The organism is Pseudarthrobacter sp. 05T312 (assembly GCF_056396685.1).
Genome location: NZ_JBFTLY010000013.1, coordinates 1 through 16,629, shown reverse-complemented (window position 1 = coordinate 16,629; position 16,629 = coordinate 1). Strand labels below are relative to the sequence as shown.

The window sequence follows — 16,629 nt, the reverse complement described above, 5'->3', positions numbered from 1 at the left end:
ATGGCCAGCAGCAGCAGCGTCCTCCACACCGGCTCCGGCCCGTCACTGTCGGACCCGGTCCGCTACCCCGTCAGCGCCTCACCCGAGGTCCGCACCAAGCGGGCTTTCGTCCTGGTCCTGCTGACGCTGCTGGTGCCCGGCAGCGCCCAGCTCGTGGCAGGCGACCGCAAGCTGGGCCGGACGGCGCTCCGCGTCACGCTCTCCGTGTGGGCGGTCCTTCTCCTGGCACTGGTCCTGTTGCTGCTGAACCGGAGCCTGGTCATCAACATCGTGACCAACCCCATCACGTCGCTGCTGCTGGTGGTGGTGCTTGCCGCGCTGGCCCTCGGCTGGGCCCTCCTGTTCCTGAATACCCTGCGGCTCATCCGCCCTGTCCTGTTGGCACCGCGGGCCCGCCCCGCCGTCGGCATTGCCCTGGTCCTGGCCCTGGTCCTGGGCAGCGGCTCGGTGGGGTACGCCGCCTACCTGCTGAATGTGGGCCGCAACGCCATCGGCAACATCTTTTCGTCCGGGCCCGCCATCGAGCCCGTGGACGGGCGCTACAACTTCCTCATGATGGGCGGCGATGCAGGCGATGACCGCACCGGCCGCCGGCCCGACAGCCTCTCCATCCTCAGCGTGGATGCCCAGTCCGGCCAGACCGCCATCATCTCCGTCCCCAGGAACTTCCAGAACGCCCAGTTCAGCGAAGGCTCCCCCATGCGGGCCCTCTACCCGGACGGCTACAACTGCGGTGACGAGTGCCTGATCAACGCCATCAACACCGAGGTGACCAACGAACACGCGGACCTGTACCCGGGCGTGGAGGACCCCGGCGCGCAGGCCACGATGGAAGCCGTCTCCGGCACCCTGGGCATGAAGATCCAGGCCTACGTCCTGGTCGACATGGAGGGGTTCTCCACCCTGATCGATGCCATGGGCGGCATCAAAATCAAGGCCGGCGGCTGGGTTCCCATGAGCGGCTACTTCGACGAGGCCACCAAGACCCACGGCATGCCCCTTGGCTGGATTCCCGCCGGGGACCAGACCCTCAACGGCGCCCAGGCCCTCTGGTACGGCCGGTCGCGCGAATACGTTGACGACTACTCCCGCATCCAGCGCCAGCAGTGCGTCCAGCAGGCCATGCTGAAACAGCTTGATCCCGCCACCCTGCTGTCCAAGTTCGAGGACATTGCCGGCGCCGGGACCAAGGTGGTGGAGTCCAACATCTCCTCCGCCCAGCTGGGGAGTTTCCTTGACCTGGCCATCAAGGCGCGGGGCAAGGACGTCAAACGGCTGACCATCGGGCCGCCGGACTTTGACGCGTCGTTTTCCACGAACCCCGACTTCGACCAGATCCACGAACGCGTTGACCAGCTGCTGGCATCGGCCTCCGCCAAGGGTTCACAGTCGGCCGGCATTGCCGACGACGTGATGGCCCTTGCCCAGGCAGGCGCCGGACACGTCCAGGCCGCCGGGCCCGTCCCGGCCACCCTGCCGGCCGCGGGCAACGCTGTCCAGCAGCCCTCGCCGTCGGACTTCACGCCTGTGACCACCACGCCCGACGGTGAGCCGATCACCGAAGAAATGCTGACCCAGCTCAAGCTGGAGGGCAACGAAGAGGCCATCCGCCAGCTCGTGGCCACCAACGGGCAGTGCGCCCCGCTGTAGCGGCCACCCGTCAGCTCGTGGCCACCAACGGGCAGTGCGCCCCGCTGTAGCGGCCACCCGCCATCTCCCACCCACCAAGGAACGGAACGGTTTTGTACGAGATTGAGAACGTCCTGCGTGACTACGCCTGGGGTTCGACGACGGCCATCGCCTCACTGCTGGGGCGCCCCGAGTCGGGGCGTCCGGAGGCCGAACTGTGGATCGGTGCGCACCCTGATTCGCCGTCGGTGGCGCACCTGCCCGGGGACGGAACCCCGAGCCCGCTCGACGCCCTGATCGCATCCGACCCGGAGCATTTCCTGGGCGCGGACTCCGTGGCCGCTTTCGGGCCCCGGCTGCCCTTCCTGGCCAAGATCCTGGCAGCCGCGCAGCCGCTTTCCCTCCAGGTGCACCCGAGCCTGGAACAGGCCCGTGAGGGGTTCGCCCGCGAAAATGGCGCCGGCGTGGATCCGCACGCACCGCACCGGAATTACAAAGACGACAACCACAAGCCGGAGATGATCTTCGCCCTCACGCCGTTCGAGGCCCTCTGCGGGTTCCGGCCGGTCGCCGAAACCCGGCGGATCCTGCAGCACATCGCAGATGCCTTTCGCAGGACCGCCCAGGTCCCCGCGCTGCTCCAGGCCCTCCTTGGGGATCTCGCCGCCACGGACGAAAGCGCAGGACTCCGCCGCGCCTTTGAGCGGCTGATCCGCGGCGGCCAGGGCGTTTCGGAGGAAACAGCGCTGGTGGTGGCGGCCCTGGTGTCCGGCGCTTCCCTCGAGCCCTTCCAGGCAGAGCTGGGCACCGTCATCAGCCTCAACGAAAAGTATCCCGGCGACCCCGGCGTCCTGATCTCGCTGCTGCTGAACAGGATTTCGTTGAAGCCGGGGGAAGCGGTCTACCTTCCGGCCGGAAACGTGCACGCCTACCTGCACGGCCTGGGCGTGGAGGTCATGGCGTCCTCGGACAACGTCCTGCGCGGCGGCCTGACCCCCAAGCACATCGATGTCCCGGAGCTCCTGAAGACCATCGACTTCCACCCGGTGGCCGTTCCAATGCTCACCGCGGAAAATTCCGTGCTGGACCAGGAACTGTTCCGGCCCCCTTTCGGGGAGTTCCAACTGCAGCGCATCGAGCTGGGGCCGGACGCCGGTCCCATCCCGCTGGCGCAGGCAGGCGCCGCAGTGGTCATCGTGGTGGCCGGCGCCGTGTACCTCGATTCCCCCAAGGGCGACCTGGAGCTGGCGCAGGGCGGCAGCGCGTTCATTGCCGCGGCCGAGGCCCCTGTCAACGTCCACCGGGTGGCTGGCAGCACCGGGCCGGCCCTGGCCTTCGCGGTGACCACCGGGCTCTAGCACCTCGGGCAGCCGCAACGGCAAAAAGGGCGACGGCGGCACTTCCGTAAGTGCCGCCGTCGCCCTTTTTTGGCCTTGCCCGGGCTAGCCCTGCAGCTGGTTGCCCGGACGCAACTTTCGAACCAATGGGCGGACCTGCCCGGCTGCGCCTTTGAGCAGCCGGCGCGCCTGCTGGAGGCCCTTGCGCGCCAGCGGCATGGCCTTGGCGTAGGCGGGGTAGAACGGCGACAGCGGCCGCTCCCAGGTCCCCAGGAGCATGTTTTCGTGCTTGGCGAACTGCTTCTTGAAATCGGAAATGCCGTCGTTCAGGAGGCCGTTGAAGTCGTACCGGCTGCAGCCGTCTTCCCGCATGGCCTGCAGGGCCGCCCACTTCACGCCGTAATTCACCCGCTGCTTCTGGCCTTCGGCGGAGACGCCGCCGTAGAGCTCGAACGCGGTGGCGGCACTGCGCGAAAGCCAGGTGAAGGCCAGCATCTGCTCGCCGTCGAACGCGGCGATGATCGGGGAAGAGTCGCCCAGGTTCCGGAAGATGTCCCGGTAGTACTGGTCCTCGTGGATGCCGAAGCCCGCGCGCTCGGCGGTCTGGTGGTAGATGGCCAGCACCTGGTCCAGCTCGGATTCGTTCTTGACCTTGCGGAACTCAACATCGCTGCGCATCGCCTTGCGGATGTTGGCCCGCGTGGACTTGGACATCTCCGCCATCAGCTCGTCGTCGGACCGGGTGAGGTCCAGGATGAGCGTGCGGGGAATGAGGACGGTGTTGGTGGACTCGCGGAAACCGGCGGCGGCCACGGCGCCGGCAAACGCGGAGTCCTTGTCCCAGTCCGGTTCGATGCTCAGGGCCACGCCCCGGTGGCGGAGGGCGGCGTGCTCGGCCAGCCGGTTCAGGACCACCTGCGCGTTCTCCACGGAGCACATGGGGCCCCGGGGAATGTAGGCCAGAGCGCGGAAGGGGACGGGAAGCCTGCGGACCAGGAGCTGGGCGCAGCCGATGGTTTCGTCGCCGTCCTTGACCAGGACCCGGTCCACGGACCAGCCGTGGGCGGCCTTGGTCTCGCCCCAGCCCCACAGCTGCTGCGGATGCCCCTGGAACCGGTCAACGTGCTCGTCCCAGAGGGCGCGGTCAGTACAGGGCACAACAGCAGGAATCATGGCTTAAACCCTATACCAAGGCTTAACGCCAAAGCCCCCGGCGCGTTTGAACTGGTCCCCGGAAGTTGGACTCGTAAATGTGCGAGTTCCACTTTAACGGCTGGCGTCGGCTGTTCGAGGAAGTCCCCGTCCGAGTCGGACGGGGACTTCTTCCTTATACTCTTCCCCGTTTAGAGGTCCTTTAGGGCGCCGATGAACGTGGCAGGCTAGCTGCCTCTCGTGGCAAGCCTTGGCTGTATCAATTGTTGTTGCGGACGAGAAAGTTCGGCGCCTGTCGGCTCCAGCCGGCCTCGTTCTTCACTGATTCCAAGCTGCTCTCTGCAGCCGCAGGAACTACTAACCAACCTGCCTCAGTTCTATCCGGGGTCTCGATTTTGAGGCCGTAGGACTCGAAGCTCTTCAATAGTGTGCATCCCAGCGATTTGCTTTCCCCTCGGGCATCGACGGGAATCATGCAGATCGTCTTGCCGGCGGTGGCGCCATTTGTGATCTGTTCCGGGGCGGGGGCACCGTAGTACCTGATCGTTGCGCTGTGTCCCAGGAGCCTGGTCTGGGACGGGTCAATACCTGTATTGGCTAGAACCGGCAGGGCTCCGGCAGGCAGCTTATCCACTTCCTGCTGAGCCTTGGTCAGTGATTCGATGATTCTCGAAGCGTCTTCCGATCGGTCCTCGGGTGTTAGAGCCAGTGCCAACGCACCAAGAACTAACCCACCCGCGAGAGCGCCGGCGCCTACCCGCAGACCCAGTCGTTTCCGAGTACTTGCCGATGAATCTTGCGGCCGCAGGTGTTGAAAGTGGGACCGCTGACCCTGAGCACGCTCGCGGTTCTTTACTGCCTTCGGCATTTCTATTAGCTGCTGTCGGAGCGCATCACTGCGGTCAGTCTGGAACTGTTGTGATCTCACCATGTTCTCCCCTCGTGAAGTGAGTGATCATGACGTGGCTCAGGTGAATCCAGTTGCCCGTACAAGGCACCGAGCCTGGTCTTCGCGCGGTGCAGGCGGGATTTCACGGTTCCCTCTGCAACACCGAGGGCCACGGCGGCTTGCCGCAGGCTTAACCCCTCAATCACACACAAAGTGATGACGTCGCGATCCTGAAGCTTGAGGCGCGAGAAAGCATCCCGCAAAGTCCTGGCCTCCGACTCGCGCTCGGCAGCATCAACAACTTCATCGGCGATATCCGCCGTCAGGGCCGGTGGCGGAAGCTGTTCCAAGAAGGACCTGTAACGTCTTCGCTGCCGATTGTGATTCCGGATCGTGTTATTTGCCGTGACCAGTAGCCAGGCAACGATGCTGCCGTTGACGATGCGCACGTACTCCCGCCGGCGCCAGGCTTCATAGAAGACGATGGCCGTGATGTCCTCCGCAGTATGGGCCGATCCAACGACCCGCATTGCATGCGTGAGCACCCTGTCCCGATGACGATCGAAAAGGGCCCCGAATGCATCACCATCACCGTTTACCGCGAGCAGCCACAAGGCCTCATCCGTGTCATCTGATCCCCCACTCATACTTCATAGTGTCCGGATCATCGGAATGGTTCCATCTTTTTGTGAGAGAAGGTCCTAGTCCAGCTGTGCTGACTGACCGGGACTTACGCCGCGATCGGCTCTTTACAGAAGTGCCCGTCCCCCTTGGGACGGCCACTTCTTCGTTGCTCGGTGTCGGCCTGGCCAACTTCGATGTACTTTGAGTCTGTCTCTTAGTCTTCATTTGACCTAAAGGGTGTTTGCGCGTGTGGAACGACTTTTTGACAGTGCCATCACCAGCCGGATTCGTCTTACTTCCTGAGAACGGGTGGGAAGCGCTGGTACTCGCCGTCGCTGGCCCTGGCTGTGGTGTCCGCAGTCCCAGACGCAGTGTTCAAAAGGTGCTTCCAGTTGTTGTGACAACCGCAGGCTCCACGACGACGACCAGGAGCGTCCCTTTCACGGATCAGGACCAAGAGATTATTGACGATTTTCTCGATGAGTACCTTGTGGCAGCGGGGTTTGAGCCTCGGCCGAGGGGCTATGACTGGTACTTGCGGTTGCCCAATGGAATCGCGTCTTTAGACGAACTAAGCGTTCTCCTCAACGCCGCTCTGGCTGCGGAAGATGCTGGCGGTCATCCATCCCAAGTCCGTTCTGTGTTTGAAAGAGTTATCGCGAAGCTTTATACGCAGTGAGGGTCCCTATGCGAAGCATCCCGTTCAAGTGTGCTGAAAAGGACCTATGCCGCAAGCATCTGAGCACGATACTGTACTGGGCTCCTGCCCTTCAGCTTGGTTGAAATTCTCTCTTCGTTATACCAGCGGATGTATTCGTGCAGTGCTGCTGTTAGGGCTTCGGTGTTGAGGAATCGGACACGGTGGAAGAGTTCTTCCTTGAGGTGTCCGAAGAAGTTTTCCATCACGGCGTTGTCATAGCAGTTGGCTTTGCGGGACATTGATTGGACTGCGCCGGCGTTCGCCAAGAGGCCCCGCCACGAGATGTGCTGGTACTGGAACCCCTGATCCGAATGCACGAGGGGTTGCTGCCCAGGATCCAAGCATGTCAGGGCTGCACGCAGTGAACTGTTAGTCAGATCCAGGTTCGGGGATGTGCTGATGCTGTGGGCAATAATCTGCCGGTCGAATAGGTCCATTACCGGCGAGAGGTAGAGCTTGCGGTCTCCGACACTGAACTCTGTCACGTCAGTTACCCACTTCTGGTTTGGGGCAGTGGCGTCAAACTTCCTGTTCAGGAGGTTGGGTGCGATGATGCCCGCCTCGCCTTGGTAGGAGTTGTAGCGCTTCCTGCGTCGGACTTTGCAGAATAGGCCGAGTGTCCGCATCAACTTCAGCACGGTCTTTTTTGCGACTGCCCAGCCGAGATTGAGCAGTTCACTGTGCACACGCCGGTGCCCGTATCGGCCATGGTTCTTCTTGAAGATGTCCCTGATCGAGGTCTTGAGCTCCTCTTGCGGGTCAGGGGCTTGAAGGCGCGCCTGGTGATAGAAAAACGTGGATCGTGCAAGGCCTGAGACCTGAAGAAGAAGCGGCAGCGGGAAATCAGCCTTGAGGGCGATGAGGGCCTGGACCTTCACCTTTGTTTTTGAGCCCTCAAGGCTCGCAATTTTCCCAGATATGCGACTTCGGCCCGTAGGCGTTCGTTCTCCCGCCGCAATTTTTCCAACTCGGATACCTCAGCCGGCGGCGGGGAATCGGGCTTCCGGGGTCTGCCCTCGGGCTTGGGACGTAAGGCGTCCACGCCTTCACGACGGTAGGTACGCACCCACGACTTGAGAAGCACGGCCGAAGATAAGCCGGCCTCTTCCGCCAAGGCCGGTGCAGTCTCACCAGCAAGGAACCGTTTCACCAAGGCGAGCTTGAATTCGAACGTGTACGACTGAGCAGGCTTCGTCACCAGCGCACCTTGACCATGGATCCTCCACCGCCGATACAGCCTCTTAACAGGCCCACTAGACTCACGAGACACACCCAGCATGGTGGCTGTCGCCGTGTAAGCAAGGCCTTTCTCAAACCACGCTACAGCCGTCGCGCGCTGATCGGCCGACAAAGAACTACTTGAACGCAAAACTGCTCCCCGGAAGTCGAAACTGAATTTTCAGTCCAACTTTCGGGGAGCAGTTCAGTTGTGCGCCAGGGGCTTTCAGTCAACGGGGACCGCGGGTCAGTTCTTGCGGGCGTAGCCTTCCCACTTGCTGGCCTGGTGCTCGCCGTCCACGAAGCGGATGGTGCCGGACTTGGAACGCATCACGATGGACTGGGTCAGGACCTTGTCCTTGGAGTAGCGGACGCCCTTGAGCAGGTCGCCGTCCGTGATGCCGGTGGCGGCGAAGTAGCAGTTGTCGCTGGAGACGAGGTCGTTGGTGGAAAGCACCCGTTCGAGGTCGTGCCCGGCGTCGATGGCCTTCTGCTTCTCTTCGTCGCTGGTGGGCCACAGGCGGCCCTGGATGACGCCGCCCAGCGACTTGATGGCGCAGGCCGCCACGATGCCTTCGGGGGTGCCGCCGATACCCATCAGCGCGTCCACGCCGGTGCCGGAGCGGGCCGCGGCAATGGCGCCGGCGACGTCGCCGTCCATGATGAATTTGGTGCGGGCACCGGCCTCGCGGATTTCCTCCACGAGCGGGCGGTGGCGGTCACGGTCGAGGATCATGACGTTGAGCTGGTTGACCTTCACGCCCTTGGCCTTGGCGATCAGGTGCAGGTTCTGCTTGACCGGCAGGCGAAGGTCCACCATGTCGGCGGCCTCGGGGCCGGTAACCAGCTTTTCCATGTAGAACACGGCGGAGGGATCGAACATGGAGCCACGCTCGGCGACTGCCAGCACTGCCAGGGCGTTGTTGATGCCCAGGGCGGTCAGGCGGGTTCCGTCGATGGGGTCCACTGCGACGTCCACCTCGGGGCCGGTGCCGTCACCAACGCGCTCACCGTTGAACAGCATGGGCGCTTCGTCCTTCTCGCCCTCGCCGATCACCACGACGCCGTTGAAGTGGACGGTCTGCAGGAAGGAACGCATGGCGTCGACGGCGGCGCCGTCGGCGGTGTTCTTGTCGCCGAAGCCAACCCAGTGGCCGCCGGCAATGGCCGCAGCCTCGGTGACGCGGACAAGCTCAAGGGCAAGGTTGCGGTCCGGCTCGTCGTGGCCCACGGCAAGCGACGGTGAAATCGTGGAGTACTTCTGGGTCATGGACGCTGGTGACACGTGAACCTCTTCTTCGAGTGGCGATCATTGAACCCGCCCGCCGGTGCAGCAGGACGGTGATTCCTCTGTTACCGATCATAGTCGCGGCACCGCGCCGGGGGCGGCCCGTGACGCAACCCCGCAATGTGCGTGGCAGCCCGGGGCGGACTGCCGGCCGGGCCCGAATGGAAGTCCCGCTCCGGGATGGGCGACTATAGAGGGGTGAACGACATGCAGGAAGCCACCAATCCCAGCTCAGGCCCAGCCCGGCCCGACGGCCGCCCGGGCGCCGCGGACAGCAGTGCTGATACCCCCGTGAAGCCCGTCATTCCGGCGGCAGCGGCCAAGCGCGCCAACGCTTCGGTGATCGGCATGATCATTGCTTTGGTGCTCAGCATCGCGGCGTTCCTGCCTGTTGTGCTCATGAACCCGCAGCCGAAGAGCGAGGGCTACCGCCCGGACATCGACGTGGCGTCCGTGGCGCGGAACGCGGCGGATGTGGCCGGATTCACACCCGTCGCGCCGGACACCGGCAACGCCTTCCGCGCGAATTACGCCCGGTGGGAAGCGGGAACGGGCAGCGGAGTCCCCACCTGGGAGGTTGGCTATGTCACCCCCAAGACGTCGTTCATCGCTTTGGTGCAGACCACGCACGCCAATCCCACGTGGCTGCTCCAGCAGACAAAGAACGCTCCTGTCACCGGCTCACGGAACGCCGGTGGCCAGCAATGGGAACTCCGGGACACCGGCAAGGGCGAAAAGGCGATGGTCCTGAACTACCGGGGCAGCACCGTCATCCTCTTCGGCGCAGCCCAACTGGACGAATTCGCAACCCTGGCGGCCGCCGTCGTCACTTCTCTCGACGCCAGCCCCGCCGTCACAGTTTCCCCTTCCACCACTGCCGCGCCTTAACGTAGTAAGCATGGCTACTAACCTCACACCTGCACTGGCGTGGCGCCGCCTGCGCGAAGGCAACGAACGTTTCGTAAACGGCGGATCCTCCCATCCGAACCAGAACGCGTCACGGCGCTCGGAACTGGTCGAGACCCAGAATCCGTTCGCGGTGATCTTCGGGTGCTCCGACTCCCGGCTCGCCGCCGAAATCATCTTCGACGTCGGCCTCGGCGACGTCTTCGTGGTCCGCACCGCCGGACAGGTGATTGACGACGCCGTCCTGGGCTCCCTGGAATACAGCGTCGCGGTGCTGGGGGTGCCGCTGATCGTGGTCCTTGGGCACGACAACTGCGGCGCCGTAACCGCCACCAGGGACGCCGTGGAGACCGGTGAAATGCCCGCAGGCTTCATCCGCGACCTCGTGGAACGCATTACGCCTTCCGTCCTGACGTCCCTGCGGAACAACCAGCCCGAGGTCAACGACATGGTGGTGGAGAACGTCAAGCAGATGTCCCATCGCCTTGCGGACAGCTCGCGTGTGATTTCCACCGCAATCGAGGAGGGCCGGACCGCGGTCATCGGCCTGTCGTACCGCCTGGCAGAGGGCCGCGCCGACCTTGTTTCCGGAATCGGCGAGCTCTAGGAACCCTGCGCCGGCGGCCCAGCCGGCCGCCGGCAATGCTCCCTTAACGGTTTTCGATGGGGCGCCCGGGAGCCATAAGCTAGCCCCATGACTTCCACTGAAGAGTTCCGCATTGAACATGACACGATGGGCGAAGTCCGCGTCCCCGTGAACGCACTGTACCGCGCGCAGACGCAGCGGGCAGTAGAGAATTTCCCCATCTCCGGCAAGACCCTGGAGCGCACCCACATCGAGGCGCTGGCACAGGTCAAGAAGGCTGCCGCCCAGGCCAACGCTGAACTGGGCGTGCTCGACGGCGAGCTGGCCAAGGCGATTGCCGATGCAGCCGATGAGGTGGCCGCCGGCAAGTATGACGGCGACTTCCCGATCGACGTTTTCCAGACCGGTTCCGGCACGTCCTCGAACATGAACACCAACGAGGTCCTGGCAGAGCTGGCCACGCGCGCACTGAAGGCCGCGGGCAGTGACAAGGTTGTCCACCCCAACGACCATGTCAACGCTTCGCAGTCCTCCAACGACGTGTTCCCCACGTCCGTCCACGTGGCCGCCACCTCCGCGCTGATCAACGACCTCATCCCCGCCCTGGGCTACCTGGCAGAGTCGCTGGAACGCAAGGCCGTTGAGTTCAAGGACGTCGTCAAGTCCGGCCGCACCCACCTCATGGACGCCACCCCGGTGACCCTGGGCCAGGAATTCGGCGGCTACGCCGCACAGGTCCGCTACGGCATCGAGCGCATCAACGCCTCGCTCCCCCGCGTGGCAGAGGTTCCCCTGGGCGGCACGGCCGTGGGCACCGGCATCAACACCCCTGCAGGCTTCCCCGAGCGCGTCATCGAGCTGCTCGCCACGGACACCGGACTGCCGCTGACCGAGGCCCGCGACCACTTCGAGGCACAGGCCAACCGCGACGGCCTGATCGAGGCGTCCAGCCAGCTGCGCAACATCGCCATCTCCTTCATGAAGATCAACAACGACCTTCGCTGGATGGGCTCGGGCCCCAACACCGGCCTGGGCGAGATCGCCCTCCCGGACCTGCAGCCCGGCTCCTCGATCATGCCCGGCAAGGTCAACCCGGTGATCTGCGAGGCCTCCATCATGGTGGCCGCACAGGTCATCGGCAACGACACCGCCATCGCATGGTCCGGCACCAACGGCGCCTTCGAGCTCAACGTCGGCATCCCGGTGATGGCCGCCAACCTGCTCGAGTCCATCCGCCTGCTGGCCAACACCAGCCGCGTCATGGCGGACAAGATGATCGACGGCATCACCGCCAATGTGGAGCGCGCCCGCTTCCTGGCCGAGGCCTCCCCCTCGATCGTGACGCCGCTGAACAAGTACATCGGCTACGAGAACGCCGCCAAGATCGCCAAGACCGCCGTCAAGGAGGGCCTGACCATCCGCCAGGCCACCGAGAAGCTCGGTTTTGTCGGCGAAGGCGAGGGCAAGGTTTCCGAGGCCGACCTCGACAAGGCACTGGACGTCACCACCATGACGGCCCCGGCACACAAGGCGTAAAGCACTCAGCGCCCGACGGCGGCCGGCACCTTTCGCACGAAAGGCGCCGGCCGCCGTCGCACTTTAAGGCAACATCAGCTCGGACTCCAGAAATTTGCACTTCGGGGTACTTAGTGCAAAAATTTACTTTGTGACTGATAGTGCAACTTCTGACGGCCTGCGCGAGCGCAAGCGGACGGCCACCCGGACCGCCATTACCTCCGCCGCCCGCGCCCTAACCTCCGAAAAGGGCCTCAACGGCTACACCGTGGAGGAAGTCTGCGAAGCGGCCGGGATTTCGCGCCGGACCTTCTTCAACTACTTCCCCACCAAGGAAGACGCCATCATCGGCCACGCCGAGGACGACGTTCCGGCCGATGTCATCGAGGAATTCGTGGCCGGTGCCGCCGGCTCCCGTGCCGGCGAAATTTCGCCCACCCTGTTCAGCGACCTCGTCCGGCTCTCCCTGCGCCTGGCCGAAGGAATGACGGAGTCCGAGGAAGAAACCCGGCAGCTGATCGGGGTCGTCAAAAAGGAACCGCAGCTCATCCTGAAAATCATCGGGGTCACGGAACAGCGCGAAGCCCAGTTCGCCCGGGACGTCGCCAGGCGTGAAGGCCTGGCGCCGGACCACCCAGTGGTGCAGATGGCAGTGGTCCTGCTCAGCACCATCGCGCGCAAAAGCAGCATGGCCTACTTCTCAGACGGCAATACCCGCAGCTACCCGGACCTGCTGCTGGAGAACATCTCCGCCGCCAGCCTCCTCTTCTCCCAACCATTCGACAGCACGGCCACCGCCGCAGAAGGACAATCATGAGTACCGCCACCACCAAGGCGCCGGCAGGGCCCCTGCTGCTGACCCAAAAGCGCATCTGGATCATCTTCTCTGCGCTGATCGCCGGCATGCTGCTTTCCAGCCTGGACCAGACCATTGTCTCCACGGCCATGCCCACCATCGTGGGCAAGCTCGGCGGGGTGGAGCACCAGGCCTGGATCACCACCGCCTACCTGCTGGCCACCACCATCGTGATGCCGATCTACGGCAAGTTCGGTGACATCCTGGGCCGCCGCAACCTCTTCCTGGTGGCCATCGCGCTTTTTACCCTCGCATCCGTGGGCTGCGCCCTGGCCGCCGACTTCTGGGGGTTCGTCATCTTCCGCGCCATCCAGGGCCTGGGCGGCGGCGGCCTCATGATCCTCTCGCAGGCGATCATCGCCGACATCGTTCCCGCCAAGGAGCGCGGGAAGTACATGGGTCCGCTCGGTGCCATCTTCGGCCTCTCGGCCGTGGCCGGCCCGTTGCTGGGCGGCTTTTTCGTGGACCACCTGACCTGGGAGTGGGCGTTCTACATCAACATCCCGGTGGGCCTTGCCGCCTTCGCCATTGCCTGGTTTGCCTTGACCCTGCCCAACAAGAAGGCCGAGAAGCGGATCGACATCCTTGGCGTTGTCCTGCTCTCTGCCGCCACCACCTGCCTGATCTTTTTCACCGACTTCGGCGGCAAGAAGGACGAGGGCTGGGACTCCCCCCTCACCTGGGCATTTGGTGCGGGGCTGCTGCTTTCTGCCGCCGCGTTCGTCATGGTGGAGCGCCGCGCCGAGGACCCCATCATCCCGCTGAGCCTGTTCCGGAACCGGATCTTCATCAATGCCACCGCCATCGGCTTCACCCTGGGCCTGGGCATGTTCTCCGCCATCGCGTTCGTCCCCACGTTCCTGCAGATGTCTTCGGGTACGTCCGCTGCAGAATCCGGCCTCCTCATGCTCCCCATGATGGCCGGCCTTATGGGCACCTCCATCTACTCGGGCATCCGGATCTCCAAGACCGGCAAGTACAAGATGTTCCCCATCCTGGGCGCCGTCTTCACCATGGCGGCCATGCTCTGGATGACCACCCTTGCCGCCAGCACCCCCATCTGGGTCATCTGCCTGCAGCTGTTCGTCTTCGGCGCCGGCCTGGGCCTGATCATGCAGGTGGTGGTCCTGGTGGTCCAGAACTCCGTACCTGCCGACCAGATCGGCACCGCCACCAGCACCAACAACTACTTCCGCGAAGTGGGGGCCGCCATGGGCGTGGCCGTCTTCGGGTCCATCTTCACCACCCGCCTCTCCGAGGCCCTGACCAGCGCCTTTACCGGCGCGGGGGCCTCCGCCGAGCAGGCCGGGCAGTCCACCCGGACCCTGGACCCGCAGGCACTGAACCAGCTCCCCGAACAGCTGCGGGACGCCATCGTGAATGCCTATGCCGACTCCCTGGCGCCCGTGTTCTGGTACCTGCTCCCCTTCATCGCCATCGCGCTGCTGCTGGCCCTCACGCTGAAGCAGATCCCTTTGTCGGACACCGCCGGTATGGTGGCCCGTGGTGAGGCCGTGGGCGGCGAGGAGGCAGAACGGCTCGCCGCCGGGCTTCCCGCCGCCGCTGCCGGGGACGCGGAAGCCGGACGTGACGGGGACGTTGTGAAGGACGACGACGGCGAGCTGGTTTCCCAAGGCCGCTGACCGGCGTCGGACGCCTTACTTGGCCCCTGGCCAGCTGTGCGCCAGGCGCACGGCGGGGCCGGCGGGAAGTGACCAACAGGGTCGCCGCAATCTTTGGGGGTTGCGGCGCCCCTGTTTTATTCAGGGTGTGCCGCTGCTGCGGCTAGGGCTCGAAGTGGACTGCTGCGGTGGGGGCCAGCGCCTGCCGGATGCTGGTGAGGTGCCCGGGCATCAGGTCGGGAAGGTCATCAAGGGTAAACCAGCCGACAGCAAGGGATTCGTCGTCGTTGACCCTGGCTTCGCCGGAGACGTAGCGGCACAGGAACACCACGTCCAGGAATTCGCAGACGTCACCGTTGGGATACGTGACCGGCCCCACAGCGCCAACCGACACCACGCGCTCTGCCTCGGCCACCACAGCCGTTTCCTCGAAGATCTCACGGACCAGCCCTCGTGCCGGCTGCTCGCCGGGGTCGAGCATGCCGCTGACCAGCGCCCATTGGCCGTTGTCAGCCCGCTGGGCCAGCAGGATCCGGCCGGCGTCATCCACCACCACGCCCCGCACGCCGGGAACCCAGATGGGATCGTTGCCAATCTTCTTGCGCAGCTTCAGGACGTATTCGGGTGCAGGCATAGGGCCAGCCTATCCAACCCCCGGGGGTCGCTTCCCGTGAGTCAGGCGGGAAGCAGCATGGCCCCGGCGGCTCCGGCAAGCATGAACGGCCCGAACGGGATGGACGACTTAAGGGTTCCCTTCCGTGCCGCGAGGAGGGCCAGGGACCACAGGCCGCCCAGCAGGAAGGCCAGGAAGGTTCCGGCGAACAGGTGCACCCAGCTCAGGTAGCCCAGGTACATGCCCAGCACTCCTGCGAGTTTGACGTCGCCGAACCCCATGCCGGGCGGGTATACAAAGCGGAGGACGAAGTAGAACAGCCACAGGATCCCCGCTCCCGCCACCACGCGCACGGCCGGGGTGGAAAGGAAACCGGCGCCGGCCCCCGCATCCGGGAGCGGGCCGGCCCAGGCGACGGCGGCTGCCGCCAGCAGGAGCACGCCGGCCACCGCATAGGACGGAAAGACGATCCGGTTGGGCAGGAGGTGGTGCCGGACGTCGATGACGGTCAGCCGGACCGCCATCACCGCGAAGTAGAGGCAGGCCGCCAGAACCAGCCAAAAGGCCAGCGGGGTGTGCTGCCAGAGTTCACCGAGTCGTCCGATCACCCCTCGGATGCTACTGGATCACACCATTCCCGCCGTAGCGCGCCCGCGTAAACTGTGGATATGTCGACCTGGGACTCACGGCGCAGCCCGGCTCCGGACCCTCCTGCCGCCCCGGCGGACCTTCCCGCCGTGTTCCGGAACCTGTGCCGGTCCTCTCCCTGGAAGTGGCAGTCGCTGCGGTTTGAGTACTGGGACCAGGCCTTTGCGTCGGCCCCCGCCCCGGGCGCCACGTTCGTCCGCGCCTGGCTGCGACGGCCGGGCGCTCTCCGCCTGGAAAGCCCTGAGCGGCTGGTCCTGCACAGCACCACGGGTATCAACGATTCCCGCGACGTTTTCTATGTAAGCGCCACACGCAAATCCTGGCTCCTCCCTCCGCACCTGGTCACCCCCGTCTATGACGACGGCGGGCTGGTACGCCGCCGTCCGGAGGCAGCCTACGGCGAGCCCGGCTTCGGCAACGGACGCTTCTCGGCGGCGCTGGATCCCGTGGAGCTCGCCGGCAACGCCCCGGTGCCCATCGAGTTTCCCGGCAGCAACGCGCTGGACATCCGGGAGGTGCGGTACTCCGACCACGAGGGCCGGACAGTCCTTGAAGCCGTGGTGGCCCCCAACGCCGCGTACCGCCCCGCCGATCCAGCCGCTCCCCTGTGCCTGCCCGGCAGCTCCCTCCTCCGCGTGGACGTGGACACCGGTGTCTGTGTGTCCAGCCAGTCGCTGGAAGCGGAAACGGAAGGATATGGCCACTGGATCCGGATCATCGCCGTGGACGAGTACATGCTCGATGACCTGTTCCTGGCCCAGTCCATGAACCTGACCGATGTCCGCCGGCACATCAGCTGGGACATACCGGCCTGAACGTGACAGGCTGCGTCCGCGCCCGTCGGCTAGGTGTATTGACCACGGAGGTTAGGAACATGCGGCGTGGTTAGGTGACAATAAGAAGACCTCCAAGTGGAGTGGGGCTTGTCTAAGAGTCCGATCCACAAGGAGGTCTTCAATGTCCCATGCTAACGCGCTTCTGACGCCGAAGGGACGGCTCCGGCTGGCCCGGTGCATCGTCGATGACGGGTGGCCGCTGCGCCGTGC

Annotated in this window: 17 protein-coding genes; 9 read left to right on the top strand and 8 right to left on the bottom strand. The window is 64.7% G+C overall.

Annotated features, from left to right (window positions below; genetic code table 11):
• Both AC1DIP_RS15565 and manA read left to right on the top strand, forming a co-directional pair.
• Positions 1 to 1,650: an LCP family protein gene (locus AC1DIP_RS15565; protein ID WP_477734255.1), complete on the top strand. Its 1,650-nt coding sequence runs from the start codon at positions 1 to 3 to the stop codon at positions 1,648 to 1,650.
• A 92-nt stretch (positions 1,651 to 1,742) separates the two neighbouring features.
• On the top strand, positions 1,743 to 2,987 hold the full coding sequence (gene manA / locus AC1DIP_RS15560; protein ID WP_476210017.1) for a mannose-6-phosphate isomerase, class I: 1,245 nt from the start codon (positions 1,743 to 1,745) through the stop codon (positions 2,985 to 2,987).
• Between the two features lie 84 nt (positions 2,988 to 3,071).
• Here manA and AC1DIP_RS15555 read toward each other — a convergent pair whose 3' ends face one another.
• From AC1DIP_RS15555 to AC1DIP_RS15545, 3 genes are all read right to left on the bottom strand, one after another.
• A complete protein-coding gene (locus tag AC1DIP_RS15555) occupies positions 3,072 to 4,139 on the bottom strand; it encodes a peptidoglycan bridge formation glycyltransferase FemA/FemB family protein (protein WP_476210016.1) in 1,068 nt (355 codons plus the stop codon).
• A 238-nt stretch (positions 4,140 to 4,377) separates the two neighbouring features.
• A complete protein-coding gene (locus tag AC1DIP_RS15550) occupies positions 4,378 to 4,986 on the bottom strand; it encodes a hypothetical protein (RefSeq protein ID WP_476206143.1) in 609 nt (202 codons plus the stop codon).
• 56 nt (positions 4,987 to 5,042) lie between these two features.
• The gene (locus tag AC1DIP_RS15545) at positions 5,043 to 5,654 is read right to left on the bottom strand and encodes an RNA polymerase sigma factor (RefSeq protein ID WP_285245880.1); all 612 of its coding nucleotides are present in this window, start codon (positions 5,652 to 5,654) and stop codon (positions 5,043 to 5,045) included.
• A gap of 224 nt (positions 5,655 to 5,878) precedes the next feature.
• Between AC1DIP_RS15545 and AC1DIP_RS15540 the strand changes: the two genes are divergently transcribed.
• Entirely contained in the window at positions 5,879 to 6,310 is a 432-nt protein-coding gene (locus AC1DIP_RS15540; RefSeq protein ID WP_476206145.1) for a DUF5956 family protein, read from the top strand.
• 44 nt (positions 6,311 to 6,354) lie between these two features.
• Here the strand turns inward: AC1DIP_RS15540 and AC1DIP_RS15535 are convergent, their stop codons facing one another.
• From AC1DIP_RS15535 to glpX, 3 genes are all read right to left on the bottom strand, one after another.
• Complete coding sequence (locus AC1DIP_RS15535) at positions 6,355 to 7,209, bottom strand: IS3 family transposase (protein WP_477734254.1); 855 nt, start codon at positions 7,207 to 7,209, stop codon at positions 6,355 to 6,357.
• Positions 7,206 to 7,529: a transposase gene (locus AC1DIP_RS15530; RefSeq protein WP_477734253.1), complete on the bottom strand. Its 324-nt coding sequence runs from the start codon at positions 7,527 to 7,529 to the stop codon at positions 7,206 to 7,208. Before AC1DIP_RS15530 ends, AC1DIP_RS15535 begins: the two co-directional genes overlap by 4 nt.
• A gap of 267 nt (positions 7,530 to 7,796) precedes the next feature.
• Entirely contained in the window at positions 7,797 to 8,819 is a 1,023-nt protein-coding gene (gene glpX, locus AC1DIP_RS15525; protein ID WP_210411426.1) for a class II fructose-bisphosphatase, read from the bottom strand.
• A gap of 225 nt (positions 8,820 to 9,044) precedes the next feature.
• Between glpX and AC1DIP_RS15520 the strand changes: the two genes are divergently transcribed.
• From AC1DIP_RS15520 to AC1DIP_RS15500, 5 genes are all read left to right on the top strand, one after another.
• Positions 9,045 to 9,725 carry a DUF4245 domain-containing protein gene (locus tag AC1DIP_RS15520; protein ID WP_477734302.1) on the top strand — a complete coding sequence of 227 codons (681 nt, stop codon included), beginning with the start codon at positions 9,045 to 9,047 and terminating at the stop codon, positions 9,723 to 9,725.
• Between the two features lie 10 nt (positions 9,726 to 9,735).
• Entirely contained in the window at positions 9,736 to 10,350 is a 615-nt protein-coding gene (locus AC1DIP_RS15515; RefSeq protein ID WP_476210014.1) for a carbonic anhydrase, read from the top strand.
• An 87-nt stretch (positions 10,351 to 10,437) separates the two neighbouring features.
• Positions 10,438 to 11,865, top strand: a complete 1,428-nt coding sequence (locus AC1DIP_RS15510; RefSeq protein WP_476210012.1) for an aspartate ammonia-lyase — start codon at positions 10,438 to 10,440, stop codon at positions 11,863 to 11,865.
• A 130-nt stretch (positions 11,866 to 11,995) separates the two neighbouring features.
• On the top strand, positions 11,996 to 12,661 hold the full coding sequence (locus AC1DIP_RS15505) for a TetR/AcrR family transcriptional regulator (RefSeq protein WP_477734252.1): 666 nt from the start codon (positions 11,996 to 11,998) through the stop codon (positions 12,659 to 12,661).
• On the top strand, positions 12,658 to 14,343 hold the full coding sequence (locus AC1DIP_RS15500) for a DHA2 family efflux MFS transporter permease subunit (RefSeq protein WP_476210009.1): 1,686 nt from the start codon (positions 12,658 to 12,660) through the stop codon (positions 14,341 to 14,343). The genes AC1DIP_RS15505 and AC1DIP_RS15500 overlap by 4 nt, the downstream gene beginning before the upstream one ends.
• A gap of 142 nt (positions 14,344 to 14,485) precedes the next feature.
• On the opposite strand, the gene AC1DIP_RS15495 is transcribed toward AC1DIP_RS15500, so the two are convergent.
• Both AC1DIP_RS15495 and AC1DIP_RS15490 read right to left on the bottom strand, forming a co-directional pair.
• Entirely contained in the window at positions 14,486 to 14,956 is a 471-nt protein-coding gene (locus AC1DIP_RS15495; protein ID WP_477734251.1) for an NUDIX hydrolase, read from the bottom strand.
• A 41-nt stretch (positions 14,957 to 14,997) separates the two neighbouring features.
• Positions 14,998 to 15,543, bottom strand: coding sequence for a prepilin peptidase (locus AC1DIP_RS15490; RefSeq protein WP_476210006.1), 546 nt, complete (start codon positions 15,541 to 15,543; stop codon positions 14,998 to 15,000).
• Between the two features lie 60 nt (positions 15,544 to 15,603).
• Between AC1DIP_RS15490 and AC1DIP_RS15485 the strand changes: the two genes are divergently transcribed.
• Entirely contained in the window at positions 15,604 to 16,398 is a 795-nt protein-coding gene (locus AC1DIP_RS15485) for a hypothetical protein (RefSeq protein ID WP_476210005.1), read from the top strand.
• Positions 16,399 to 16,629 lie beyond the last annotated feature (231 nt).